The 25593-nt window shown below is 32.7% G+C and carries 21 protein-coding genes and 2 tRNA genes; 8 read left to right on the forward strand and 15 right to left on the reverse strand.

Going from position 1 to position 25593, the window contains the following annotated elements; all coding sequences use genetic code 11:
• Positions 1–111: 111 nt before the first annotated feature.
• Positions 112–1644 carry a GH3 auxin-responsive promoter family protein gene (locus LG45_RS00100; protein ID WP_035123234.1) on the reverse strand — a complete coding sequence of 511 codons (1533 nt, stop codon included), beginning with the start codon at positions 1642–1644 and terminating at the stop codon, positions 112–114.
• A gap of 100 nt (positions 1645–1744) precedes the next feature.
• Here LG45_RS00100 and LG45_RS00105 point away from each other — a divergent pair, with 100 nt between their 5' ends.
• Positions 1745–2539 (forward strand): DUF2797 domain-containing protein, encoded by a 795-nt coding sequence (locus tag LG45_RS00105; RefSeq protein WP_035123236.1) that lies wholly within the window; start codon positions 1745–1747, stop codon positions 2537–2539.
• A gap of 37 nt (positions 2540–2576) precedes the next feature.
• Here the strand turns inward: LG45_RS00105 and LG45_RS00110 are convergent, their stop codons facing one another.
• Positions 2577–5180, reverse strand: coding sequence for an AsmA family protein (locus LG45_RS00110; protein ID WP_035123238.1), 2604 nt, complete (start codon positions 5178–5180; stop codon positions 2577–2579).
• A 202-nt stretch (positions 5181–5382) separates the two neighbouring features.
• Complete coding sequence (gene sppA / locus LG45_RS00115) at positions 5383–7149, reverse strand: signal peptide peptidase SppA (protein WP_035123240.1); 1767 nt, start codon at positions 7147–7149, stop codon at positions 5383–5385.
• A gap of 135 nt (positions 7150–7284) precedes the next feature.
• Here sppA and folK point away from each other — a divergent pair, with 135 nt between their 5' ends.
• Positions 7285–8418, forward strand: a complete 1134-nt coding sequence (gene folK / locus LG45_RS00120; protein ID WP_035123242.1) for a 2-amino-4-hydroxy-6-hydroxymethyldihydropteridine diphosphokinase — start codon at positions 7285–7287, stop codon at positions 8416–8418.
• Here folK and LG45_RS00125 read toward each other — a convergent pair.
• From LG45_RS00125 to LG45_RS00135, 3 genes are all read right to left on the reverse strand, one after another.
• Positions 8415–10451: an Ig-like domain-containing protein gene (locus LG45_RS00125; protein WP_052087423.1), complete on the reverse strand. Its 2037-nt coding sequence runs from the start codon at positions 10449–10451 to the stop codon at positions 8415–8417. The two genes, folK and LG45_RS00125, sit on opposite strands and share 4 nt — an antisense overlap.
• A 2-nt stretch (positions 10452–10453) precedes the next feature.
• On the reverse strand, positions 10454–10990 hold the full coding sequence (locus LG45_RS00130) for an RNA methyltransferase (protein WP_035123244.1): 537 nt from the start codon (positions 10988–10990) through the stop codon (positions 10454–10456).
• 75 nt (positions 10991–11065) lie between these two features.
• Positions 11066–11533 (reverse strand): DUF1573 domain-containing protein, encoded by a 468-nt coding sequence (locus LG45_RS00135; protein ID WP_035123246.1) that lies wholly within the window; start codon positions 11531–11533, stop codon positions 11066–11068.
• A gap of 191 nt (positions 11534–11724) precedes the next feature.
• Here LG45_RS00135 and mutS point away from each other — a divergent pair, with 191 nt between their 5' ends.
• The 4 genes from mutS (at position 11725) to LG45_RS00155 (ending at position 15112) form a co-directional block, all read left to right on the forward strand.
• Positions 11725–14292 carry a DNA mismatch repair protein MutS gene (mutS, locus tag LG45_RS00140; RefSeq protein WP_089046898.1) on the forward strand — a complete coding sequence of 856 codons (2568 nt, stop codon included), beginning with the start codon at positions 11725–11727 and terminating at the stop codon, positions 14290–14292.
• A 132-nt stretch (positions 14293–14424) separates the two neighbouring features.
• Positions 14425–14497: transfer RNA gene (locus LG45_RS00145), tRNA-Gly, on the forward strand.
• A 13-nt stretch (positions 14498–14510) separates the two neighbouring features.
• Positions 14511–14595, forward strand: a tRNA-Leu gene (locus LG45_RS00150).
• Positions 14596–14740: 145 nt separating this feature from the next.
• Positions 14741–15112 carry a hypothetical protein gene (locus tag LG45_RS00155; RefSeq protein ID WP_035123249.1) on the forward strand — a complete coding sequence of 124 codons (372 nt, stop codon included), beginning with the start codon at positions 14741–14743 and terminating at the stop codon, positions 15110–15112.
• A gap of 58 nt (positions 15113–15170) precedes the next feature.
• Here the strand turns inward: LG45_RS00155 and LG45_RS00160 are convergent, their stop codons facing one another.
• The 4 genes from LG45_RS00160 to LG45_RS00175 form a co-directional block, all read right to left on the reverse strand.
• Positions 15171–15404, reverse strand: coding sequence for a hypothetical protein (locus LG45_RS00160; RefSeq protein WP_035123251.1), 234 nt, complete (start codon positions 15402–15404; stop codon positions 15171–15173).
• A 156-nt stretch (positions 15405–15560) separates the two neighbouring features.
• A complete protein-coding gene (locus LG45_RS00165; RefSeq protein ID WP_035123255.1) occupies positions 15561–17708 on the reverse strand; it encodes a S46 family peptidase in 2148 nt (715 codons plus the stop codon).
• Between the two features lie 34 nt (positions 17709–17742).
• Entirely contained in the window at positions 17743–18186 is a 444-nt protein-coding gene (locus LG45_RS00170; RefSeq protein ID WP_035123257.1) for a GNAT family N-acetyltransferase, read from the reverse strand.
• A 19-nt stretch (positions 18187–18205) separates the two neighbouring features.
• On the reverse strand, positions 18206–19459 hold the full coding sequence (locus tag LG45_RS00175; protein ID WP_035123258.1) for a 3-deoxy-D-manno-octulosonic acid transferase: 1254 nt from the start codon (positions 19457–19459) through the stop codon (positions 18206–18208).
• Between the two features lie 333 nt (positions 19460–19792).
• On the opposite strand from LG45_RS00175, the gene LG45_RS00180 reads away from it, so the two are divergent.
• Positions 19793–20923, forward strand: coding sequence for a DegT/DnrJ/EryC1/StrS family aminotransferase (locus tag LG45_RS00180; protein WP_035124214.1), 1131 nt, complete (start codon positions 19793–19795; stop codon positions 20921–20923).
• 77 nt (positions 20924–21000) lie between these two features.
• Positions 21001–22014: a UDP-glucose 4-epimerase GalE gene (galE, locus tag LG45_RS00185; protein ID WP_035123259.1), complete on the forward strand. Its 1014-nt coding sequence runs from the start codon at positions 21001–21003 to the stop codon at positions 22012–22014.
• Between the two features lie 59 nt (positions 22015–22073).
• On the opposite strand, the gene LG45_RS00190 is transcribed toward galE, so the two are convergent.
• The 5 genes from LG45_RS00190 to fabD form a co-directional block, all read right to left on the reverse strand.
• On the reverse strand, positions 22074–22325 hold the full coding sequence (locus tag LG45_RS00190; RefSeq protein ID WP_035123260.1) for a hypothetical protein: 252 nt from the start codon (positions 22323–22325) through the stop codon (positions 22074–22076).
• 75 nt (positions 22326–22400) lie between these two features.
• Positions 22401–23078, reverse strand: coding sequence for a peptidoglycan DD-metalloendopeptidase family protein (locus LG45_RS00195; RefSeq protein ID WP_035123262.1), 678 nt, complete (start codon positions 23076–23078; stop codon positions 22401–22403).
• Between the two features lie 10 nt (positions 23079–23088).
• On the reverse strand, positions 23089–23472 hold the full coding sequence (locus LG45_RS00200; RefSeq protein WP_035123264.1) for a DUF3037 domain-containing protein: 384 nt from the start codon (positions 23470–23472) through the stop codon (positions 23089–23091).
• The gene (locus LG45_RS00205; protein ID WP_035123266.1) at positions 23450–24238 is read right to left on the reverse strand and encodes a HipA family kinase; all 789 of its coding nucleotides are present in this window, start codon (positions 24236–24238) and stop codon (positions 23450–23452) included. Before LG45_RS00205 ends, LG45_RS00200 begins: the two co-directional genes overlap by 23 nt.
• Before the next feature lie 349 nt (positions 24239–24587).
• Positions 24588–25460 (reverse strand): ACP S-malonyltransferase, encoded by an 873-nt coding sequence (fabD, locus tag LG45_RS00210; RefSeq protein ID WP_035123268.1) that lies wholly within the window; start codon positions 25458–25460, stop codon positions 24588–24590.
• Positions 25461–25593: the final 133 nt, after the last annotated feature.

The raw sequence follows: 25593 nt of genomic DNA on the forward strand, positions 1-25593 counted from the left end.
CTTTTTTAATCGAAGTTTCCACACAGCGTTTTCCGTAACATTTCATTCTTTTTGGTCCACAGGAAATTATGGATAGTGAAAGAAGGAATAGGATGTCAGTTTTTCTCATTCTTAACCTTTAGAATTTACAATAATTTGCATACTTTTCAACTGTTCCAAATAATCTCGTTCATTAGACAATCTCGGAATTTTATGTTGTCCGCCCAATTTGTCTTGCTCTTTTAACCAATCATAAAATAAATTTTCACGAGCCACATTTACTTTTAATTGGTTTAATGTCATGTTGTTATAACGTTTGGCTTCATAATCAGAATTTACTGTTTGCAAAGTTTCGTCCAATACTTTCTGAAATTGAGCCATATCTTCGGGATGTTTTTTAAATTCTATCATCCATTCATGTGCACCTTTTTCTTTTCCTTTCATAAAAATAGGAGCAACGGTGTAATCTTTAACTTCGCAATTTAAAGCCGAACTAGTTTTGGCAATAGCTTGATCGGTATTTTCTACCATTAATTCTTCTCCAAATACATTGATATGATGCTTTGTTCTACCAGAAACTCTAATTCGGTGTGGTTTTAAAGAAGTGAATCGAACCGTATCACCAATCATATAACGCCATAATCCTGAGTTAGTTGTGATAACAATGGCATAATTTTTATATAATTCAACATCGGCCAATCGAATGATTTTTTGATTTGGAGTTCCAAAAGTGTCCATCGGAATGAATTCATAGAAAATTCCGTAATCCAACATCAATAATAAATCGTTAGAATAATTTAAATCTTGAATGGCAAAAAATCCTTCGGAAGCATTGTAAATTTCATAATATTTGAAATTATTATTTGGGATAATCTTTTGATATTGTTCACGATAAGGTTCGAAATTTACGCCACCATGAAAATATACTTCCAAATTGGGCCACAATTCCATCAAATTAGAATTATTGGTTTCAGTCAAAATTCGATTTAATAATACTAACATCCATGAAGGAACGCCAGCAAAACTCGTTACGTTTTCTTTCTTTGTTTCGTTGATAATCGCGGTCAATTTAGCTTCCCATTCGCTCATTAACGATACTTTGTTGCTTGGCGTACTACTGAATTCTGCCCACATTGGCATATTTTCAATCAATATTGCCGACAAATCTCCGAATGAGGTATTGTTGTTTTCATAAATTTGAGAACTTCCGCCTAGACGCAAACTTTTACCAAGAAATAGCTCCGAATTTTCGTTGTTGTTCAAATACATACACAACAAATCTTTGCTTCCTTTATAGTGACAATCTTCCAAAGCTTCGTTGCTTACTGGGATAAATTTGCTTTTAGCATTTGTAGTTCCGCTTGATTTTGCAAACCATTTTATAGGTGTATTCCAAAAAACATTTTGTGCGCCTTTTCGTGTGAGTTCAATCATTGGTTCTAGTTCTTCATACGTAGAAACAGGAACTCTTTCTGTAAATGTTTTGTAATTTTTTACTGATTCAAAATCGTATTTTTTTCCAATAACGGTTTCTTCGCAATTGCGAATTAAATTCATAAGTAACTCATCCTGAACTTCATTAGGGTATTTTAAAAAGAACTCAATCTGATGAATGCGTTGCTTTAAAACCCAGGATGCGATAGAATTTATTATTGGAAAAGGCATGATTTTGAATTGAGAATTATGAATTACGAATTACGAATTATAACTTTACGCTAAAATAGTAAAATATTTAAAATTTAATATCATAAATCTAATATTTAATATGACATACGAAGGCGTTCTCACTAAAATGCAAACCGAATATTCTAATCCAATTCAATATTACTTGGTTTTTGAAAATAGTTTTCTTCACTTAAATCAACTTTTAAATAAGTCGATGGAGATTACTTTTTTAGGTTACCAATGTTTGAATTGTGGTAAAAAAAAGAAAATATTTCGTCAAGGATTTTGTTACGATTGCTTTATGAGTAGTGCTGCAGCTGGAGATTGGATTATGAAGCCTGAGTTGTCTACTGCACATTTAGATATTGAAGACCGCGATTTAGAATACGAAAAAAGAGTACAATTGCAACCGCATATTGTGTATTTAGCCTTATCGAGCGAAGTAAAAGTTGGTGTAACCAGATTGACGCAAGTGCCAACACGTTGGATTGATCAAGGTGCCGTTCAAGCAATTCCAATTATTGAAGTTCCAAATAGGTATTTAGCAGGAATTACCGAAGTTGCCTTAAAAAACCATTTTGCTGATAAAACCAATTGGCAGAAAATGCTTAAAAACGAATATCTTCCAGTTGATTTAATAAAAGAACGAGCGAGTTTAAAATATTTAATTCCGAAGGAAGTGCAAGAATATTATCATCCTGAGAAAGACGATTTGTATGATTTGCATTTTCCAGTTTTGGAATACCCAAAGAAAGTATCCAGCTTAAATCTTGATAAATTACCTAATTTTTCGGGAAAACTTACAGGAATAAAAGGACAATATTTAATTTTTGAAGATGGAACCGTTTTTAACGTTCGAACCTTTGAAGGTTATGTAGTGAAGATAAATTTATAAAAAGAAACCCTTTCAATTGGTGAAAGGGTTTTGTTTTTTATGGAGTTGTTGTTGCAGGTTTTTCTTTTTTCTTTAGAATACCATTAAGAAAATCTTTTGCTTTTGTTTTTACTTCTTCTTTTTTTACAGGTGTTTTCGTTGTAGAAGTATCGGCTGGCTTTTTATTTTTATTAAGTAAATCGGTAAGTGCCGATGTGCCTTTTCCTATCAATTGTTCTTTTTGTTGCTTAGCCAAATTACTTACTAAAGTTGTTGTTGCGGCTTTAATATCGGTTGAAATTTTTGGTTGCGAAAAAGATCCGCCAAGGATAGCATTTATCGGAATGTTTTCCATTTTTGCTGCATTGGCTGGCGTTAATTTTGAAATCAAATTATTAATATCGCTTCCAAGATATTTCGCTGGAACATCAAATTTTAAATTGTAATTCATCAATTGATCAAATCCATGAGTTCCAGCAACGGTAACTTTCATGTCTTGGTATTTGATGTCGAATGGTTTCACATTTACTTTTCCGTCTTTAAATGAAACTGCTGCTTTCAAATCGTTCAAGTTCACTTTACTCATGTCAATAAATTTGATATTCGAACTTAAAGCACTCAATAAAGTAGAATTTTTAGCATTTACTGTAGTCGATAATAATTGGCCCAATAAATCACCAGAAATAGTTTTTAAATCGGGTGTCATTTCATTGGCATCAAGATTTCCAGATAATTTAATGGTCGAATTTAATTTTCCGTTGATGATTCCAGCTATTGGAGCAATTTTTTTCAACATGTCTAATTGCGTGAAAGTTTCAGCAATATTCACCTGGTTTAAATTCAGATTCATATTGAACTTTGGAGTTTTCTCTTTCGTAGAAACCATTCCATTAACGCCAATTTGTCCGCCAAAAATATTGGTTTTTACATTTTCTAAAGTTACTGCTTGATCTTTTACGATAAGTTTTCCAGAAACATCTTTCAACGTTAAATTGTCATATAAAACCGTATTGGCTTTTGCTGTAAGCGAACAATTTAAGAACGCCGGAATTTTCATCGCTTCCGATTTTCCTTTTGCCTCTGCTTTTGTTGGCTCTGATGTAGTCATGAAATCATCAACCGCAATTTGATTGGAATTCATATTGAAATTTCCTTTCAACTCGTGATTTCTAAAAATAAATCCGTAGAAATTTTCTAAAACTCCAGTGACACTTAAATCACTTTTTCCTGTTGTAGCTTTAAATTCTTGAAGATTTACACGACTTGGATTGAACGCAACCATTGCCGAACTAATGTTCATCGCCTTGCCGTTTTCATCAACATATTTAAAGCCAGACAAACTCATGGTTCCAGCATTATTGATTTTTTCATACTGACTTTTTTCTACCGATTCCATGTCGAATTTGGTAGTGACATCAGCTTTTAAAATTCCAGAAAGTGGTTTGTCTAATTTAATTGGATAGGCTTGCGAAAGACTTCCTAAATTGATTGTTCCTTTTAAAGCGGCGTCAACCAAAGCGTTTGTAGCCACGTTTTTGATATTTGCTTTAGCGTTAAAAACATCTTGATCGATTGAAAAAGAAAGCTTATCTAAATTAACATAAGTGTCATTCATTAAGCCAGTTTCATTGATAATTTTGGTATCAATAACAATATTTTTAACCGATTTTGGTAAATCTGGATATTGAAAAGAAGCGTTATTAGATGCAATAGCAACGTTAAATTTTGGAACTGTTGTATCGGTTAACATTCCTTTTGCAAAACCTACAACGGTAAAATCACCCGAAGTTTTCACTTTATCCAAACTACTTGAATAGGCAGAAGGAATCAATCCTAAGAAGTTTTTAAACGATGAAGTTGGGGTTTTAAATTTCAAATCATAATTCTGTCCAGCATCAACCATCTGAATAAATCCATCAAATTCTAATGGCAAATCGTTGATTTTAGCTTTGTTTTGTTTGAAAGTATATTTGCTATTTTTTAAATCAATTCCTAATATGGCGTCCAATGAAATTGCGATGTTATTCATATAATTCACCTTGTCCATCGTTAAAGATGCCTTGGTTGTAGTTTTTGTATCTAAATCTAAAACATCATTAGTAAAATCACCACTTCCTGTGTGATTGATGCTGTCTAAAACCATGTTTATTTTCGATCTCTCATCAAAATATTTGAACTTAAAATTTTCAACATCATATTCTTTAATTTTCAATGCTAATGGTTTGCTTTTTCCAGTATCAGCTTTTTTCTCTGCATTTTTCAAAGCAATGTCAAAGTTGCCAATTCCGTCTTTATTGAAAATAATATTTATTAATCCGTTTTTAGTGGAAATGGCGTCGATGTTCATCGGTTCGTCATCACTATTAAAAAGTTCCATTACCGACATTTTCAAATTTAATTCTTCTAATGCAACTAAAGTGTCACCTTCAAATGGTGCTTTATTTATGATAGATAATTTTTCTATGGAAACATTAGCGCTTGGAAAACTTTTAAACAAACTTAAATCTGCTTCAGCAAATGCGACTTTGGCGTCAACACTTTCATTTATTGATTTAGCAATTTTGGCTTTTATCTGATCTTCAAATAAATATGGAATTGCAAATGCCGAAACAATTAACAACAACAAAACGATTCCAACGATTTTTAAAATTTTTTTTACCATGATGATTTAAATTTTATTCAATTGTATGATGCAAATATCTTGCCTTGCGCATGCACATGCAACAAATTTAGTGTATTAGGATTGTTTTAATTTGTAAAATTATCATAAAATGTTTCATAATTTACCTGTTGTAGAACAACTTCTACAAAAAAAATCCGCTCAAATTGATTGAACGGATTTCTGTAACTATATTTCAAAAATTTTAATTAATTTTTAATTCATAAGCCATTCTTGCTTGAACACCTTTTTGATTGGTCATTTGTTTTATTTGTTGAAGCACTTTGTAGTTTTGCTCACCAATTTCTTCTTTAATAATAGCTTGACGTGTTTGTGATAAACCAAAATTAGCTAAAATATCTTCAAAACTTTTTTCAAATTCTGGATAATTTTGAGTTCTAAATTTAGATGTTTTTCCAAGTTTTGCAGCTTCTTTTATCGCTTCGTCCATGCCACCAATTTTATCGACTAAACCAATTTTTAAAGCATCACTTCCGCTCCAAACTCTTCCTTGACCGATTGCATCAACTTGTTCGAAAGTTAATTTTCGTCCAGCCGAAACTCGTTTTACAAATGTTGAGTAAATATGTTCAACACCTTCTTGAGCAAACGCTCTATAATTATCATCCAAAGGTAAAAACGGACTGTAACCAGAAGCGTTTTTATTAGTTCGAACTTGCTCAACATCTAGCCCAATGCGTTCTGCGGCAACTGTAAAGTTTGGTAAAATCCCGAAAACACCAATTGAACCTGTTATAGTATTTGCTTCAGCGAAAATTTTATTGGCGTTACAAGCAATGTAATATCCGCCAGATGCTGCGTAATTCCCCATGGAAACCACAACTGGTTTTGCTTTCTTAGTCAATTCAATTTCTCTCCAAATTAATTCTGATGTTAATGCGCTTCCGCCAGGAGAATCAATACGAAGAACAATCGCTTTTACATTTTTATCTTTTCGAGCTTCTTGTAAAGAACGACGCATTGCACCTTCACCAATTAAGTTTACATCGCCTTCGCCACTTCCAATTTCGCCTTGAGCATAAATAATAGCGATTTTATCTTTGGTACTATAATCTTTAGATGTTGAAGCCACTTTTTCGGCATAATCTACAATAGAAACCGATTCGTAATCGTCGTCTTTATCCACTTTTAATGCTTTTCTAATGTCATCATGATACACATCTTCGTAAGCAATTTTATCAATTAATTTTTCAGATTTTGCCATTTCTGGAGTTCGAGCCAAAAGTCCATCGGCAACTTGATTCAGTCGTTCAACCGAAACTTTTCTGCTTGAAGCAACATCGGTTATAACCGAATTCCAAACTGAAGTTAAAAGTTGCGTTGTTTGTTCTCTATTAGCATCACTCATTTTATTTTCTAAGAAAGGTTCAACGGCACTTTTGTATTTTCCGTGACGAATAACTTCCATTTTTATACCTGATTTTTCTTGCAAATCTTTGAAAAACATTAATTCGGCAGATAATCCTTTAAATTCTAATTCGCCAATTGGATTTAAGTAAATAGTATTGGCAACCGAATTTAAATAATAGTCTTTTTGCGAATAAACATCGGCATACGAATAAATAAATTTACCCGATTTTTTAAAGTCTTCTAGAGCATCGCGCAAAGCTTTCGTTTGGGCAATTCCAAGATTTGAAAAATTATTTAAAATAGAGATTCCTTTAATATCTGAATCTGACTTGGCATATTCAATGGCGTTTATAATGTCAAATAAACCATCGTGTTGGTCTTTATCATTGAAAAAAGGCATGTCTTCAAAATTAGTTTTCCCGGCATAATCGTAATTTACTTTTGATAAATCTAATTCGATGACAGAATTGCTTTTTACGGTTACTGTTTCAGAATCACCGCTTCCGGCAATGGCTCCAATTAAAATGATTCCAAAGAAAAAAATCATGCAAAAAATAAATAAACCAACGATTGTGGCTAATACATTTCCTAAAAATCTCATAATAGTATTTTTATATATAAGTAGTAAAAAGGCTTAATTTGTTACAAACCATTTGATTATTGCAAAATAAAATAGTTATCAACAGAAGTTGCAAATATACTTCAATTTTGAAATTCTTTTAGTTATTTTGCGGATATGAATAAGCAACATCAAGTCGTACTTTCTTTAGGCAGTAATCAGGGCAATCGTCTTGAAAATATTACTAATTGTATTAATCTACTACACCAAGAAGTTGCTACAATTGTCAAAGTTTCATCCTTGTACGAATCCGATTCATGGGGTTTTGATAGCGATTCGTTTTATAATTGTGCGGTTTTAATTCATACTCATAAAAACCCTCAGAAATTATTAAAGAATATTCTGAAGCTTGAGAAAAAATTAGGACGAGTTCGACATGAAAGTACTAATTATGAACCAAGAATTATTGATATCGATATTATAACATTTGATGAAGAAATAATTGATAGTGAATCGCTTATGATTCCGCACAAGCAATTACACAACCGACTTTTTGTGTTGTTGCCAATGCAAGAGATTGCATCTGAATGGGTTCATCCAATAATTCAAAAATCGGTCAGTCAATTAGTTAATCAATGTTCTGATACTGGAAAGTGTACTAAAATTTCGAACCTAGAATCTCCATTAGAAAAGATAAAATTAGATGGTTTTAATTACATCGCTATTGAAGGAAATATTGGTGCAGGAAAAACTACTTTAGTTGGTAAAATTGCTGAAGATTTTAATGCCAAAACGGTTTTAGAACGATTTGCAGATAATCCGTTTTTACCTAAATTTTATAAAGACCAAAATCGGTATGCTTTTCCTTTAGAGATGTCGTTTTTAGCGGATAGATACCAACAAATTTCAGATGATTTAGCACAATTTGACTTGTTTAAAGATTTTATAGTTGCTGATTATCATATCTTTAAGTCGTTGATATTTGCAAAAGTAACGCTTGCCGAAGACGAATATAGATTATATAAAACACTTTTTGACATTATATATAAAGAAATGCCAAAACCCGATTTGTATATTTATTTGTATCAAAATACCGAGCGATTACTTCAAAATATAAAACGTCGTGGTAGAAGTTACGAGCAAGAAATTCCTGCAGAATATTTAGATAAAATCAATAATGGGTATCTCGATTACATCAAAACTCAAAAAGATTTGAATATTTTAGTTGTAGATGTTTCTGAGAAAGATTTTCTGAAAAATCAAGAAGATTATATTCAAATTCTGGAAGAAATCAAAAATAAACTTCCTTAACGAATCATCGAAAAATGTCCTTTAATTTCGGGTTTAGTATCATCAATTTTTAAGGTAAACCAATAATCATCGGATATTAATTGTTGACCATTATGAGTTCCATCCCAAAAGAATTTAGTTGCGGTTAATTGAATAATTAATTTACCATATCGGTCAAAAACTCCAACTTTAGCATTTGGGTAATGAGTCAATCCTTTAATAATCCAATTGTCGTTAACGCCATCGCCATTTGGTGTAAAAAATAAAGGAATGGATATGATTATAAAAGATTGAGTGTCCAATCCGCAATCGTGTTTTTCTTTTACATAAGCTATGTAAAGTCCGCCTTGCTGAATGGTAAAAATATTGGAATCTTGATAGTTAATTCCGTCAACAGAATATTCAAAATCTCCAGCTTGACTCATGATTATTGTTGCCGTACTTCCTTGAACAAGAACTTCTTGGATTATTGGTTCGGCATATTCGATAATGGTAAAATTCTTTGTTTTCGAACAATTACTAGAATTAGTTACTATAACGGAATAATTATTTGAACCATTATAAACAACACTTTGAGTAGTTTCTCCAGTTGACCATAGATAAGTCATTCCGCTAATTCCCGCATTTAAAACTAAAGTATCATTTTCGCAAATTTCAATTGTTTCATCAGTTACATTTGGAATTGGATTTACAGAAACTGATACAGAAACTCTAGATGAAATACAACCATTATTATTTGCTTCAGCGTAATAAGTGGTATTTGTTGTTAAGTTTGGAGTTACAAAAGTTGATCCAGTTGCTATTGGAGTTGTTGAAGTCATTGAGTCAAACCAAGAAATTGTTCCTATTGTTGTTGATGCTGTAATTGATGCCGTGTTGCCTTCGCAAATTGGAGTAGTGGGATTAATTGTAATTGTGGGAACTTGATTTACAGTAGCAGTTACTGCTGTTCTAGTTCCTGATGTGCATCCTGCTGGAAAAGAATCTACATAATAAGTTGTTGTTGTAGTAAGTATTGGAGTTGTAAAACTTGTTCCAGTGTGAATTGGTGTTCCTCCTGATGGATTTGTGTACCAATTAATAGTTCCAATATTTGTTGTTGCCTGTAACGTCATACTTGATGAGTCACAATTTGATGCTTGCACAGTTGATGTAATAGAAGGAATTGTTATTGTTGAACTTGTGGAAATTTGTAAAACTGGATCGCCAGGTGTTCCTCCATATTCAACAATATATCCTTTTGGTTGATAGCTACCACTTGCTTCTCCAGTATTTGACAAGTCATTCCATGAGCCAAGAATTCCAACTCCAGGTGCGGTTATGTGCGCATAATCTTCATTACCTTGATTGTTGGGTTCGCTAGTATTCCAAAAAGTGTAGGAGAAATTTGTTCCAGCTTCTGGACCGCTCATCCATTTCCAAACGCCTTCTGTTTCTTCATCACTTCCACCAATCCAACCTGCGCCTGCTGCTTGTTCGCCAGATAATTGTTTTTCTTCAACGGATGTTATTGTGGCTAAGTAACCTTGCAAACCATAATACTGACTCAATTCTGCCAAAGTTTTAGCCGAAGTCCAGGTTACTCCTATATTGGAAATATATTGATAATAATGTCCATTGGATGGAAGATAATTAGCCTCACCAACAGTAATTGAAAAAGTTCGAGAACCCGATGGATTTGTTGAACTATTTGAAAATTCTACGTCCTTGATTGCTGCAATTAAAGCGGTGTAAGTTGGTTGACCAGACAATCCAAAAAGTGTTAGTTTCCCCAAAGTCGGATTCCATGAAGATGAAATTGTAGGATGAATTCCAGTTAATGCTAAAATATCTGTTCCAATACTATAACCCGATGAGATTTGAATATAAATAGCATCAATACCATTATTATCTGGATCTACAATGGTCATATCTGTAACTATTTTCATTGAAGTTTGCGGACAATATATTTGATTTCCTGTTGCGGTTAAAACTGGAGCTACATTAAAAGTTTGTGCATAAAAATGACCTTGCACTAATAATAAAACCAATAAAAGGTAATTTTTCAGTTTCATTTTTAGTTTGATTTATTCATTTTTTGAAATAAATCCCACACAACAATTCCTGCACTTACAGAAATGTTTAAGGAATGTTTTGTTCCTAATTGCGGAATTTCAATGGTTCCGTCGCATAATTTTATTGCTTCTTGCGATACGCCGTAAACTTCATTTCCAAAAACTAACGCATGCTTTTTAGAATTATTAGGTTGAAAATTATCAAGAAAAATGGCGTTTTCAACTTGTTCAATTGCATACACTAAAATATCTTCAGATTTCAAATTTTCAATAACTTCCAAGACATTTTTTTGATGCTCCCAAGTTACGGTTTCTGTGGCGCCAAGTGCAGTTTTATGAATTTCTTTGTTTGGAGGAGTTGCTGTTATTCCGCACAAGTATATTTTTTCAATTAGAAAAGCATCGGCAGTTCTAAAGACAGATCCAATGTTGTGTAAACTCCTAATATCATCCAAAATAATAATAATTGGTGTTTTATCAGATTGTTTAAAATCTTCAACAGATTTTCTCTCGAGTTCACTATTTTCTAACTTTCGCATTTTTTTTATTTTGACAAATATATTCAAAAAAAAAGCTCCCTAAAAAGAGAGCTTGTTTTTTAACGTTTGTTTTAATTAGCTTTTCACAGTTTGCGTAGCAGGAGTTTCAGCTGGTAAAACAGTACCTTTTATAGTTAAAATTTTAGAATCGCCTTGAACAGCGTTAGATTTTACAGTAACCGTTTTGTTAAATGGTTGTCCACCTCTATTAGTATCATATTTTACACCAATAACACCTTTTGCTCCTGGCATAATTGGTTCTTTAGGATAAGTTGGAACTGTACATCCACATGAACCTGAAGCACCAGTAATAATTAATGGTTTGTTTCCGTTGTTTACAAACACAAATTCTCTTTCTCCGTTAGCTTTGTGAGGAATTGTACCGTAATCGATAGTTTCACTTTCAAAAAGCATTCCTGCACCTTCTACTTTTGGAGTTGCAACTTTAGTAGTTTTAGCATTTTTCGCTTTAGATTTTGTTTGTGCGTTCATGGTTGTTGCACCAAAAACAACTAGCATAGCTAATAGTAATATTTTTTTCATTTTTATTTAATTGATTAATTATTAAACAAATTTAAACAAAAATTAAATCAAGTGTGGTAATGAAACTTAAATTTTTATTAAATGAAATGTTAATGGTAAATTTTAATATTAAATAATTAAATTCGTAAGCTAATTTTTAAATCAGAATTTCATTGTCATCAAAAGATAAAAGCCCAAAAGAAACACCGTTAATGAAGCAATACAACGAGATAAAAAGGAAATATCCCGATGCTTGTTTATTGTTTAGAGTAGGAGATTTTTATGAAACTTTTGGCGAAGATGCTGTTCGAGCGTCAAAAATTCTTGGAATTACGTTAACGAAACGTGGTGCTGGCTCTGAAACCGAAACCGCTTTGGCTGGTTTTCCGCATCATTCCATAAATACTTATTTACCTAAATTAGTGAAAGCTGGACTTCGAGTTGCAATTTGTGATCAACTTGAAGATCCTAAAATGACAAAGACAATTGTAAAACGCGGTGTGACCGAGTTGGTGACGCCTGGAGTCTCAATGAATGATGAGGTTTTGCAATCGAAATCGAATAATTTTTTAGCTTCTATTTATTTTGGAAAAAAGCAATTGGGGGTTTCTTTTCTAGACGTTTCCACTGGAGAATTTCTCACATCGCAAGGAAATGAAGAGTATATTGATAAATTACTTCAAAATTTTAGTCCGAGTGAAATTCTAATTCAAAAGAATAATCGAAATCAATTTAAGGAAAGTTTTGGAGAAGATTTTAATACTTTTTATCTTGAGGATTGGGTTTATCAGCAAGATTATGCTTTTGAAACATTGACCAATCATTTTCAAACCAATTCATTAAAAGGTTTTGGAATAGAAGAATTGCACGAAGGAATTATTTCATCGGGTGCAATTTTATATTATTTATCCGAAACACAACATAATAAAGTACAGCATATAACCAATATTCAGCGAATTGCAGAAGATGCATATGTTTGGATGGATCGATTTACAATTCGTAATTTAGAATTGTATCATAGTTATAATCCGAATGCAGTTACTTTATTGGATGTAATCGATAAAACGCTTTCGCCAATGGGTGGACGATTGTTAAAACGTTGGTTGGCGTTGCCTTTGAAGGAGGTTACAAAAATTAAAAGTCGTCACGAAGTAGTTTCTTATTTGAAAGAAAATCAAGAAATTCTGCATAAAATACAATATCAAATTAAGCAAATTTCCGATTTGGAGCGTTTGATTTCTAAAATTGCGGCAGGAAAAGTATCTCCAAGAGAAGTAATTTATTTGAAAGAATCATTAGATGCAATCATTCCGATAAAATCATTGGCTTTAGATAGTAAGCAAGAAGCGGTTCGTGTAATTGGCGATAGTTTGCATGCTTGCGATTTGCTGCGCGATAAAATTAGAACTACTTTAAATCAAGATGCGCCAGTAGCAATATCTAAAGGAAATGCTATTGCAAAAGGTGTACATGCTGAATTGGATGAATTGAGAAGCATTGCTTTTTCTGGCAAGGAATTTTTAGAAGGAATTGAAAAAAGAGAATCAGAATTAACGGGAATTTCGTCATTGAAAATTTCGTTCAATAATGTTTTTGGATATTACATAGAGGTTAGAAATACACATAAAGATAAAGTTCCAGCCGAATGGATTCGCAAGCAAACATTGGTAAATGCCGAGAGATACATTACCGAAGAGTTAAAGGAATACGAGACAAAAATTCTTGGAGCAGAAGAAAAAATTCATCAAATAGAAGGACAATTATTTGAACAATTAATAAATTGGATTGCAACTTACATTAAGCCAGTTCAGTTGAATGCCAATTTGATAGCGCAATTGGATTGTTTAACTTCTTTCGCGCAGTTGGCTATTGAAAACAATTACGTTTGTCCACTAATTGATGATACTTTCGAATTAGAAATTACCAATGGACGCCATCCTGTTATCGAAAAGCAATTGCCTGTTGGAGTTCCTTATATTGCCAATGATGTTTATTTGGATAGAGAAACGCAGCAATTAATTATGATTACTGGTCCGAATATGTCGGGTAAATCGGCTATTTTACGTCAAACAGCTTTAATAGTGCTCTTGGCTCAAATGGGAAGTTTTGTTCCAGCAGAAGCAGTGCGAATGGGCGTGATTGATAAAATTTTTACAAGAGTAGGAGCGAGTGATAATATTTCGATGGGTGAATCAACTTTCATGGTGGAAATGAATGAAACAGCTTCCATCTTGAATAATATTTCTGATAGAAGTTTGGTTTTATTGGATGAAATAGGTCGCGGTACAAGTACCTATGACGGAATTTCGATAGCTTGGGCAATTGCCGATTTCTTACATGAAAACCCAGCCCGACCGAAAACGCTTTTTGCAACGCATTATCATGAATTGAATGAAATGAGTGAAATGCTGCCGCGAATTCAGAATTATAATGTTTCTGTTAAAGAGCTAAAAGATACCGTTCTTTTTATTAGAAAATTGGTAAAAGGAGGAAGCGCCCATAGTTTTGGTATTCATGTTGCTAAAATGGCTGGAATGCCACAAACGGTAATTCAAAAAGCGCAAAAACTATTGAAGAAGTTAGAGAAAGATCATTCGGGCGATGCGTTGAACGGAATAAAATCTGTAAAAGATGATATGCAATTGAGTATTTTTAATTTGGATGATCCATTATTAGAAGAAATCAAAGAGGAGATTTTGGGTTTAGATATCAATACACTTACTCCAGTTGAGGCTTTAATGAAGTTAAATGAAATAAAAAGAATGTTGCTTAAAAAGTAATGTTTAGGTTATCAGTTGGTTATGATTTTGTGCTAAATTTTTTCAAAAAAACGTTTGCATAATTGAATTTAAGTGTTACATTTGCATCCGCATTACAGAACAAGTAATGTCGCTCTAAAGAAATCTGATAATGCGAAAATAGCTCAGTTGGTAGAGCGCGACCTTGCCAAGGTCGAGGTCGCGGGTTCGAGCCCCGTTTTTCGCTCAACTACTATAATGCTCGAGTGGTGGAATTGGTAGACACGCTGGACTTAAAATCCAGTGAACGTTTAGTTCGTGCGGGTTCAAGTCCCGCCTTGAGTACAAAAGCTTCAAATTTATTTGGAGCTTTTTTTATTTTATGAAATTCCTAAAAAGTAAATTTCCAAATTGTTTTTTTAAGATAAATATTTCAATTTAATTTCAAAATCTGGCCCAACTATTAAATTTTACAGCTTTTTTATAACTTATGGGAACTTTTGTAATAACTAAACGACTTAACGGATTTTATAAATACGAATTTACTTCTCGTAAGGGTAAGACTATTTTTATCAGTAATGACTTCGAACTACGCTTTGAATGTGAAGAGGATATTGATCATTTAAAAAGCGGTATAAACGAAGTTTTCTTCATGAAGTTTAAATCGAAAAACGGAAAGTTATACTTTAAAATCATTTTAAAAGAACGTGAAGTGGCTGTTAGTAGAAAATATACCACTCAATTATTACTTCAAAAAGGGATTGATGAAATTATAAGAACAATTTCGAAATCGGAAATTCTTGATTTTTCTTCGTCAGATGATATTTTTCCGCCAGCAGAAGATGTTTTTGGTGTTTTGTAAAAAAGAAAGCATAAAAAAAGCTCCGCGAACGGAGCTTAAAATTAAAACTAGGTTTTAATTATTTTTTTACTTCTTCTTTAACAGCTTCAGTAGCTTCAGCAGCAGTAGCTTCAACTGAATCAGTTGCAGCAGCAGCAGTTGAGTCGATAGTTTCTACAGCTTCAGTAGCAACAGAATCAACAACAGTAGCTGTTGAATCAGCAGCAGCAGCAGCAGCATCACCTTCTGCTTGTTTACAAGATACTACAGTTAATGCAGCAACGATAGCTAAACTTAAAAATACTTTTTTCATCTTACTTAATTATAAAAGGTTAATTATTAATTCGGAGCAAAGATATAAATTTTTTCAATCGGAAAAACTTTTATTTAACTTTTTTTCAAATTTTTCACTTTGTATTCCGTCAAACTTATTTACAAATTTCGTGCCAAACTTAAAATTATCATAAAATTATTTTTTCTTAGCTGGTTGTATGATTTTCAATTCATTAATGATGTTTTTTGCTCCAGCAAATTTATCAATAATGAATAAAACATATCTAGCATCAACCATAATGTTACGGCAAATCTCTGGTGAGTAATAAATATCACTCATAGTTCCTTCCCAAACTCTATCAAAATTTAACCCTATTAAATTGCCTTTTGCATCTAAAGCTGGACTACCTGAATTTCCTCCTGTAGTGTGATTCGTTGCGATAAAACAAACTGGCATTTTACCATTTACACCATAATTTCCATAATCTTTTGTGTTGTACAAATCGATTAATTTTTTTGGAACATCAAATTCATAGTCGCCTGGAATGTACTTTTCCATAATTCCGTCTAAATAGGTGAAAGGCTCATAAACAACACCATCATTTGGCTTGTATCCTTTTACTTTTCCATAAGTTACACGTAAAGTACTATTGGCATCTGGGAAAATTCGATCTGATTTTTGACTTAACTCCAAAATAGCTTTCATGTAGGTTCTTTGCAAAGCAATGTTTTTCAAATTCAATTCATCATATTTCGGAGCTACATTTTTAGAAAAAGCCTCAGTCATTGATTTAATTAATTGATAACCTTTATCATTATTCAATTTTTCAAGTACTGTTTTCGAATCGCCTTCTAATAATGATCTGAATTTTTCTAATGAAGTTAATTTTGAATTTGTGAAAATATCAGTAGTTAATTTAGATGCATCAATATTCTTTAATGATTCTGGTAAAAATTGCTTTGGATAATTCGCAGCGTACAATCCGATTAATTGTTCAAATACGTTACGGTCAACATCAGCATTATAATCTTTATAAAATTCATCTATTCCAGTTGATAAATTGTTTTTTCTATCGGTAAAAGATTGTTCACCTTTAGAATTTAAAATTTGTTCTAATTGATATAATTTATAACCAACGGTCAATATTTCTGAATTTCTCAAAGCTACTTCAGTGAAATAATCTCTAGCCAATGCATAGTCTTTTATTTCAGTATAATTCTTTTCAAAATCTGTTAATAGATTTCCATACTCAGCTTGTTTTCCTGCTTTAATAACTTTCTGTTGAAATTCTTTTTCAAATTTTTGTTTGGCAGCCACAGCATTTGATTTCCTCAAACCTTTAGTTTCACCAATCCATTTTTTCCAATAATTTGCAACACTTGCATATTTTGAAGCATATTGAATTTTGATAGCTTGACTTTTTCTCATGAATCGGTCTTGCACTTTTAATGCAGCGTCGCGGATTTCAATTTTAGCCGGATTTAAAGTCTCAATAATTTGATTTACAGCAACCGATGGTAAATATTCGGTAGTTCTTCCTGGATAACCCATTACCATTGTAAAATCATTTTCTTTTAAACCAGCAATCGAAATTGGGAAAAAGTGTTTTGGTTTGAATGGAACGTTATCTGCAGAATATGCTGCTGGGCGATTATTTTTATCAGCATAAATTCTGAATAAAGAGAAATCTCCAGTGTGACGTGGCCAAACCCAGTTATCGGTGTCCGATCCAAATTTTCCAATTGAACTTGGTGGCGCACCTACGAAACGAACGTCTTTGTAAGTTTCTGTTACAAACAATAAATACTGATTTCCATCATAAAAAGTTCTAATTTTGTTTTCTTGCCAAGATTCTTTTGCAGAAGAATTGGTTACCGAAGCAATATTTTCTTGAATTTTCTTTTGCTTTTCGGCTTCTGATGAAAGCGCGGCAACGCCTTCTAGAATTTTAGTTGTTACGTCATCAATTCGAACTACAAACATTACCACTAGATCCTTATTTGGTAATTCCTCTTCCATTTTGTATGCCCAAAAACCGTCTTGTAAGTAATCGTGTTCTACGGTTGAATGATTTTGAATTACATCAAATCCGCAGTGGTGATTGGTTAAAATCAATCCTTTGTCAGAAATCACTTCGGCTGTACAACCTCCATTAAATTGAGGAACAGCATCTTTCATGCTAGAATTGTTAACCGAATAAATTTCTTCAGCAGAGATTTTCATCCCAAGATTTTTCATTTCGGTTTCGTTCATTCCTTTCAATAATGATGGAATCCAAATACCGCCTTGTTGTGCTTGGGTTTGAATGACGAATAATAAAAGTAATAGTTTAATAAATCTCATAATTAGATATTTAGATTGTTGGATTTTTAGAAAGTTAGACTTTGTATTTTAGTAGTTTTCGATTGTGAATCACGAAATCGTTTGCAATATACAATCTTTGAGCGTTTTCATTGTGATGTTCTACTTCAAGATAGAGCAATTTTAACGATAATTTAGTAATTTGCTCTTTTATGAACTCGAGTGTTTTGGCTCCGATTCCTTTTCCACGTGCGACATCTTTCAGGTAAAGTTCGTCGATAAAGGCGATTCTTCCTTTGTATTCAAAGCTAAAAATGAAGGTTAGAATTACGTAACCAATTACTTGTGAATCGTCATAAATTAACCAAGTTTTCCCGAGCTTTTCGTCAGATATAAATTCTTGAAATAATTTTTTAGAAATTTCAACGTCAATTGGATAATTGTCGATTGCATAGAAATCTCTCATCATTTGGGTGATGGTTTCGATTTGATAAGTTTCTAAAGGTTTGAATTGAACCATATAAGAAATGTAATTTCATTTAAGAATTAATGTGATTCAGAATAATCTGTGTCGCACCTTTATTCATTTGAACAAAAGTGGAACAAATATGACCTTTTTCATTACGAATGTCTTCGTTAAAAATTAAATTATCAAATGCTTCGTTTAGTTCGTTTTGGTTCGAAATAGAAACACATCCTTCTTGATGAACTAAAGCTGTAGCTTCTGCAAAATGCGAATAATTTGGTCCAATTATAATCGGAACACCAAATGTTGCTGGTTCCAAAATGTTATGAACACCTGGATTTCCAAATCCGCCACCAACGTAGGCAATGTCGGCGTAAGAATATATTTTGGTTAAAATTCCGATGGTGTCGATGATGAAAACTTGAAATTCTTCCAATTTGTCATGCTGAACTTGTTTCAGCATCTCGTCTTTTTCAGAAAATAAAACCGAAGATTTTGTAATTTGAGATTTGAGATTTGAAATTTGCTCTGCTTTTATATTATGTGGCGCAATAATGAATTTTATAGTATCGGATGCTTTATTAATATAATTCACCAATAAACTTTCGTCTTTTGGCCACGAACTTCCTATTACAATTGTGGTTTTGTTGTCTTTGAATTGTTCGATGAAATCTAATGAATTATCTCGTTCTAAAATTGAAACAACGCGGTCAAAACGCGTATCGCCCGAAATTTTTATGTTATTAAAACCAATACTTTGTATCAGATTTTTGGAACTTTCGTTTTGTACAAAAAAGTAATCGAATGTTTTTAATGCGTTTCTGTAAAATCCACCATACCATTTAAAAAAGGCTTGTTTTTCTCTGAAGATTCCTGAGATTAAATAGGTTTTGATGTTTTGTTTCTTCAATTCATTTAGATAATTTGGCCAATATTCATACTTGATAAAGAAAACTAGTTCTGGATTTATGGTTTTGATGAATTTCTGTGCGTTGAACTTTGTGTCGAGTGGAAGATAAACAGTAACATCGGCAACAGTATTGTTTTTTCGAACTTCGTAACCTGATGGTGAGAAGAAAGTTACTACTATTTTATGATTTGGATAGTGAACTTTTATTTTTTCTATAACTGGTAAACCTTGCTCGTATTCGCCTAAAGATGCGGCGTGAAACCAGATTGTTTTGTCGTTTGAACTGAGTTTACTTTGTAAAATAGGAAAAACTTCTTTTCTTCCATCAACGAAAAGTTTCACTTTCGGACTGAAAAGCGCTATTAATTTTACGACTTGCGAAGCCAGAATTATAATTAGATTGTATAGAAAAAGCATTGTTGAATTTTAGTTGGGTAAAAATAAGATTTTTTGCTACAGATTGAACGGATATTTACAGATTTTACTATTGTGTTGTTTTGAAAATCTGATTTTACAAAAGACAAATACTAATTAGCCCTGATTGTAGCGGCACCGAAGTAGAGCGAAAAGCAGGAAAATGGAAACCAAAAAAAGCCCGAACCATTCGCTCCATATAATAAGAAATGTTATACTTTTGTATTTCAAATTTTTTTTAGGATGAAATCGCCACTAACAAAAAGTTTGTTGCAAACAAACACCAAAAAATAGGCGATACCATATATGACCTATAAAAAAACAAATTTCACATATATGAAAAAACTACAAATGGTTGACTTGAAAGGTCAATACGAAAAAATAAAAGAGGAAGTGAATGCTTCGATTCAGGAAGTTTTAGAGACAAATACTTACATAAACGGACCTTTGGTTCATCAATTTCAGAAAGATTTAGAAGATTATTTAGGCGTAAAACATGTGATTCCTTGTGCGAACGGAACCGATGCGTTGCAAATTGCCATGATGGGATTGGATTTGAAACCTGGCGATGAAGTAATTACTGCCGATTTTACGTTTGCTGCAACTGTTGAAGTGATTGCGTTATTGCAATTGACTCCGGTTTTGGTGGATGTTGATATGAATAATATGAATATCTCACTTGATGGAATTCGTAAAGCGATTACACCAAGAACTAAGGCAATTGTTCCTGTGCATTTGTTTGGTCGTGCTGCCAATATGGATGCTATTATGGAAATTGCCAACGAACATAATCTATATGTAATTGAAGATAATGCACAAGCAATTGGAGCTGATTATACTTCGAAAGATGGCTCTAAAGTGAAAGTTGGAACGATTGGTCACGTTGGAGCAACATCGTTTTTCCCATCTAAAAATTTAGGTTGTTATGGCGATGGTGGAGCGATTTTTACTAACGATGATAAATTGGCTCACACGTTACGAGGTATTGTAAATCACGGAATGTATGAAAGATATCATCATGATGTAGTTGGAGTGAACTCTCGTTTGGACAGCATTCAAGCTGGAGTTTTGAAAGCTAAATTGCCACATTTAGATACTTACAATAAAGCACGTCAAGATGCGGCTAGAAAATATAGTTTAGCATTAAGCGTGAATTCAAATATTTGGGCACCAACGATTTGTGAAAGTTGCGATTGCCATGTTTTTCATCAATATGTAATCAGAATTACAAATGGAAAACGCGACGGATTGTTAGCTCATTTGCAAGAAAAAGGAATTCCATGTGCGATTTATTATCCAATTCCGTTGCACAGTCAAAAAGCATATGCTGATTCGAGATATAAAGAAGAAGATTTTCCAGTAACCAATCAGTTGTGTAAAGAAGTAATTGCTTTGCCAATGCACACCGAATTGGATGATGAGCAGATTAAATTTATAACGGATACGATTTTAGAATATTTAAAATAAGAAAAAGAAACAAGAGAAAAGAAGCAAGAGTTATTATTGTCTTTTCTCTTGCTTCTTTTTTCTATTATCTCAAAAAAATGAAAATAGTAGTTACTGGAGGTTTAGGTTTTATAGGTTCTCACACAGTTGTTGAATTGCAAAATGAAGGTTTTGAAGTTATAGCAATTGACAATCTTTCGAACTCATCGGAAAGTGTTTTGGATGGGATTTTCAATATTACTGGGAAAAAACCAATTTTTGAAAAAATGGATTTACGTGATAAAGCGTCGGTTCAAAATTTCTTTAAAAAACACAATGATGTGGTTGGTGTGATTCATTTTGCTGCTTCAAAGGCAGTTGGTGAAAGTGTTGAAAATCCGTTGTTGTACTATGAAAATAATATAAACACATTGGTTTATCTTTTACAAGAATTAAAAGAATTGCCAAGTGCAAATTTCATTTTTAGTTCTTCGTGCACAGTTTACGGTCAAGCCGAAAAAATGCCGATTACCGAAAATGCATCTATTCAACCTGCGATTTCGCCATATGGAAATACAAAGCAAATAGGAGAAGAAATTATAACAGATGTTGCTAAAGTAACGAATATTAATTCGATTTTATTACGTTATTTTAATCCAATTGGAGCGCATGAAAGTGCCGAAATTGGTGAATTGCCAATTGGAGTTCCTCAAAACTTGGTTCCGTTTATTACACAAACTGGTTTAGGATTACGTCAAGAATTATCGGTTTATGGAAATGATTATCCAACGCCTGATGGAACTTGCATTCGCGATTATATTCATGTTGTAGATTTGGCGAAAGCCCACGTTATAGCATTGAAACGATTATTGGATAAAAAAAATCTTGAGAAAGTTGAGACTTTTAATCTTGGCACAGGAACCGGAAGTTCGGTTCTTGAGGTAATTACAGCATTTGAAAAAGTGTCTGGTCAAAAATTACCTTATAAAATTGTAGGAAGAAGAGAAGGTGATGTTATTGAAGCTTATGCAAATACTGATAAAGCAAGTGCCGTTTTAGGATGGAAAACACAATACAATCTAGAAGAAGCCGTTGATAGTGCTTGGAAATGGGAGAAGAAAGTAAGAATGTAATAGGCAGATTTTAAATATAAATCCTCACAAAACTAAAATTGTGAGGATTTCTTTTTTAATTACTTCTTCGCAGCTTCTTTCATATTTTCTGCGCCTTGTTCTAATTTCTCGGCGCCTTTTTCAAGAGCTTTGCCTGTTTTTGATTGAGCAGAATCAATTACAGTTTCAACTTTCTCTGAAATGGTATCCAGTTTTGCTTCTACTTCTGTTCCAACTGCTTCTGTTGCATCTTCTACTTTTTCTTTTGTTTTGTCTTGGCAAGATACCATTGCAACTGCCATAAATGCTAGTGCTAAAATTGATTTTTTCATTTTTTTTAATCTTTATAAATTAATAATTGTTTAAGAACATTTTTTGCAATACAAATTAAATGCCAAATTTTTAAGTCAAATAATTTTTAGTAAAAGATTTGGATCTGGACAATTTTCAGAGTAAAACTCTAAATCTTTTATGTTGCAAACTCCAGGATAATCGCCAACTTTATTTTCAATATCAATGATAATCTGAAAATGTAAATGCGGTGCATAGTCGCCGTTTATTGGTGGCGAACCAAGTGCTGCAATGACTTCACCTTTTTTGATTTTACTTCCAATTTGTTTATCTTTTAAACTATCCAAACTCAAATGTCCGTACAAAGTATAAAATTTTAGTTCTTCTAATTCGTGTTCCAAAATAATGGTCGGACCATAATCGCCAAGCGCTGTATTGTTTTGAAAACTATGAATGGTTCCATCCAACGCAGCTAAAACAGAAGTTCCAGCTTTTATCCATAAATCCAAACCAATGTGAATGTTGCGTTCGTCTGAATTTTCAGCGTTGAAAACCGTACTTCTTTTGTACAAATTTCTAATTTCTTGATAACCACCAAAAGCAACTTTTGCATTGTTTTTAGTGAGATATTCTTCAATATAATTTTCAAATGCTAGTGCATCTGTGATATTTAATTTGGATAATTCTACGTTGGATGCCGATAAATCTACAGCAACATAATCGGAATAATCGATGGAATAATCAATGACTTTTACGTCTTTTAAATTTTCTAAAAGTGCTTTTACTTTGTTCATTCTTATACTTTTATAATACCAACTCCGAATATAATTTTTCAAATGTTTCATCCAAATCGGAGCTGAAACCAGAATGTGGTCGAGACGTTTGAATGCTAGAACTTTTAACTGCCGTTAACCATCTGAAGCGTTCGGATATTTCAAATGTTGCAATTGGTCCAGAATTTTTATCACCTTTTCCAATTTTCACAAAAGATTCTAGATTTTCTGTTAGTTGTTCAATGTCAAATTCCTTACAAATGGATTTTATTTTATCAGAAAAAATATGATATTCAATACGTAAATATTTCTGACGTTTACAAAATAGTAATAATCCAATATTTATAAATTCTTCGCGCTCCACTTTTGGAACTACACGAAGAACAGCATACTCATATAAGTGTTTTTCGTGCATCTTGAGCTTGTTTTAAAAATAATTGTGAATTGGCTAATCGAATGGATAAAAACTGAAAATAAACCTCTTTAATTTCGTCTGGAGAAATGGCACCATCTTCCCATTGCAACCAATCATCCGGAATTTGATTTACAATTTCTTTTAGAATGGAATCATTTAATTTTGATGAGAATTCAGTATTTACTTCTTCCAATTTACTTGCTTTTGGTAACAAAACATGATCTTTTATTAAAGCAAAAGGCGAAACAGCATTAGCTTTCCAATTGTCCCAAGAATGATGAAAATAAAAAGCCGCACCGTGATCAATTAACCACAGTTCTTTCTTCCAAATTAGTAAGTTGGTGTTTCTGAAAGTTCTATCTACATTAGTAATAAAGGCATCGAGCCAAACAATTTTTGAAGCCAAAACTTCGTCGCAATCATTAGTTGCTGCATCATATGTTATGGCACCCGAAAGATAATGCAAACCCAAATTCAAACCCTGACTGAATTTCAATAAATCCTGAATTTCCTCATCGGCTTCGGTTCGTCCAAAAGCTTCATCTAGATTGGCGAAAACCAATTCTGGAACTGGCAAACCAAGAAATTTGGCAATTTGACCACCAAGAAATTCGGCAATCAAAGCTTTCACACCATGACCAGCACCACGAAATTTTAAAACATATTTAAAATCGTCATCGGCTTCTGCTAAAGCTGGAAGTGATCCGCCTTCGCGAAGTGGCGTTATGTATCGGGTTACGTTTACAGTTCGTAAATTTAAATTCATAAAACGGAAATTGTTGTAACAAAGATAGTATAAATTGATTTCTGTTAAGTTGTGGAAAAAAATATTAATGATAGCAATAAGTATTTAAAACATTGATGATTTTCATGTATAGATTAATAATTTTCATTAAAATATTGATAAATAGTATTAAAAAATTAATGGTATTTATTAATAAATAATTAAATACTATTTAAAAATTAATAAAACGTATATAAAAATTAATGATTTTTATCAATTTTTAAATGAAATTTATCAATTTTTGAACAAGTTTAAATTTAATGAAACAAAAAAACATCAGTACTAAAATAATAGTACTGATGTTTTACTGTAAAATAGTAAAGTAGAAATCCTATGCCGAATGCGTAGCTACTTCTTTATCAATTTTATTTACCAATCCAACCAATACTTTTCCTGGTCCAACTTCTGTAAATAATGTTGCTCCGTCTTTTATCATTTGTTGCACCGATTGCGTCCATTTTACTGGTGCTGTCAATTGGATTATTAAGTTTTTCTTAATCTCATCAGCATCAGAAACCGCGCTTGCAGTTACATTTTGATACACTGGGCAAATTGGAGTTGAAAAAGTGGTTGCTTCAATTGCTGCTGCCAATTCCTCTCTTGCTGGTTCCATCATAGGTGAGTGAAATGCGCCACCAACTGGTAACAACAACGCTCTTTTTGCGCCAGCTTCTTTCATAGCTTCGCAAGCTTTTTCTACTGCTTTAAATTCTCCAGAAATTACTAATTGTCCCGGACAGTTATAATTTGCAGCAACAACAATTCCGTCGATAGAAGCGCAAACTTCTTCAACTTTTTCATCGGCTAAGCCCAAAACTGCTGCCATTGTTGATGGTGTAATCTCGCAGGCTTTTTGCATTGCGATGGCTCTTTGTGAAACCAATTTTAATCCGTCTTCAAATGATAATGCACCATTTGCTACAAGTGCAGAAAATTCGCCTAAGGAATGTCCGGCAACCATTTCGGGTTTAAAATTTTCCAATGTTTTAGCCAAAATAACCGAGTGTAAAAAAACCGCTGGTTGTGTAACTTTGGTTTCTTTTAATTCTTCGGCTGTGCCTTCAAACATGATGTCGGTGATTCTAAAACCCAAAATTTCATTGGCTTTTTCGAATAATTCTTTTGCTACTGCTGAAGTTTCGTATAAGTCTTTTCCCATGCCCGAGAATTGTGCGCCTTGTCCAGGAAATATGTATGCTTTCATTTTTTCTATTTTAAAAGTTGATGGATTAAAACTGATGCAAAAATAGTATTTTTTTTAGGAGCGCAATCGTTTAGGCATTTTTTGGTTTCCATTTTCCCGCTTTCCATTCCAATCTTTTCTTTTTTTTTCTTAA

Origin of the sequence: Flavobacterium aquatile LMG 4008 = ATCC 11947, assembly GCF_000757385.1 — a bacterium.
GTDB lineage: Bacteria > Bacteroidota > Bacteroidia > Flavobacteriales > Flavobacteriaceae > Flavobacterium > Flavobacterium aquatile.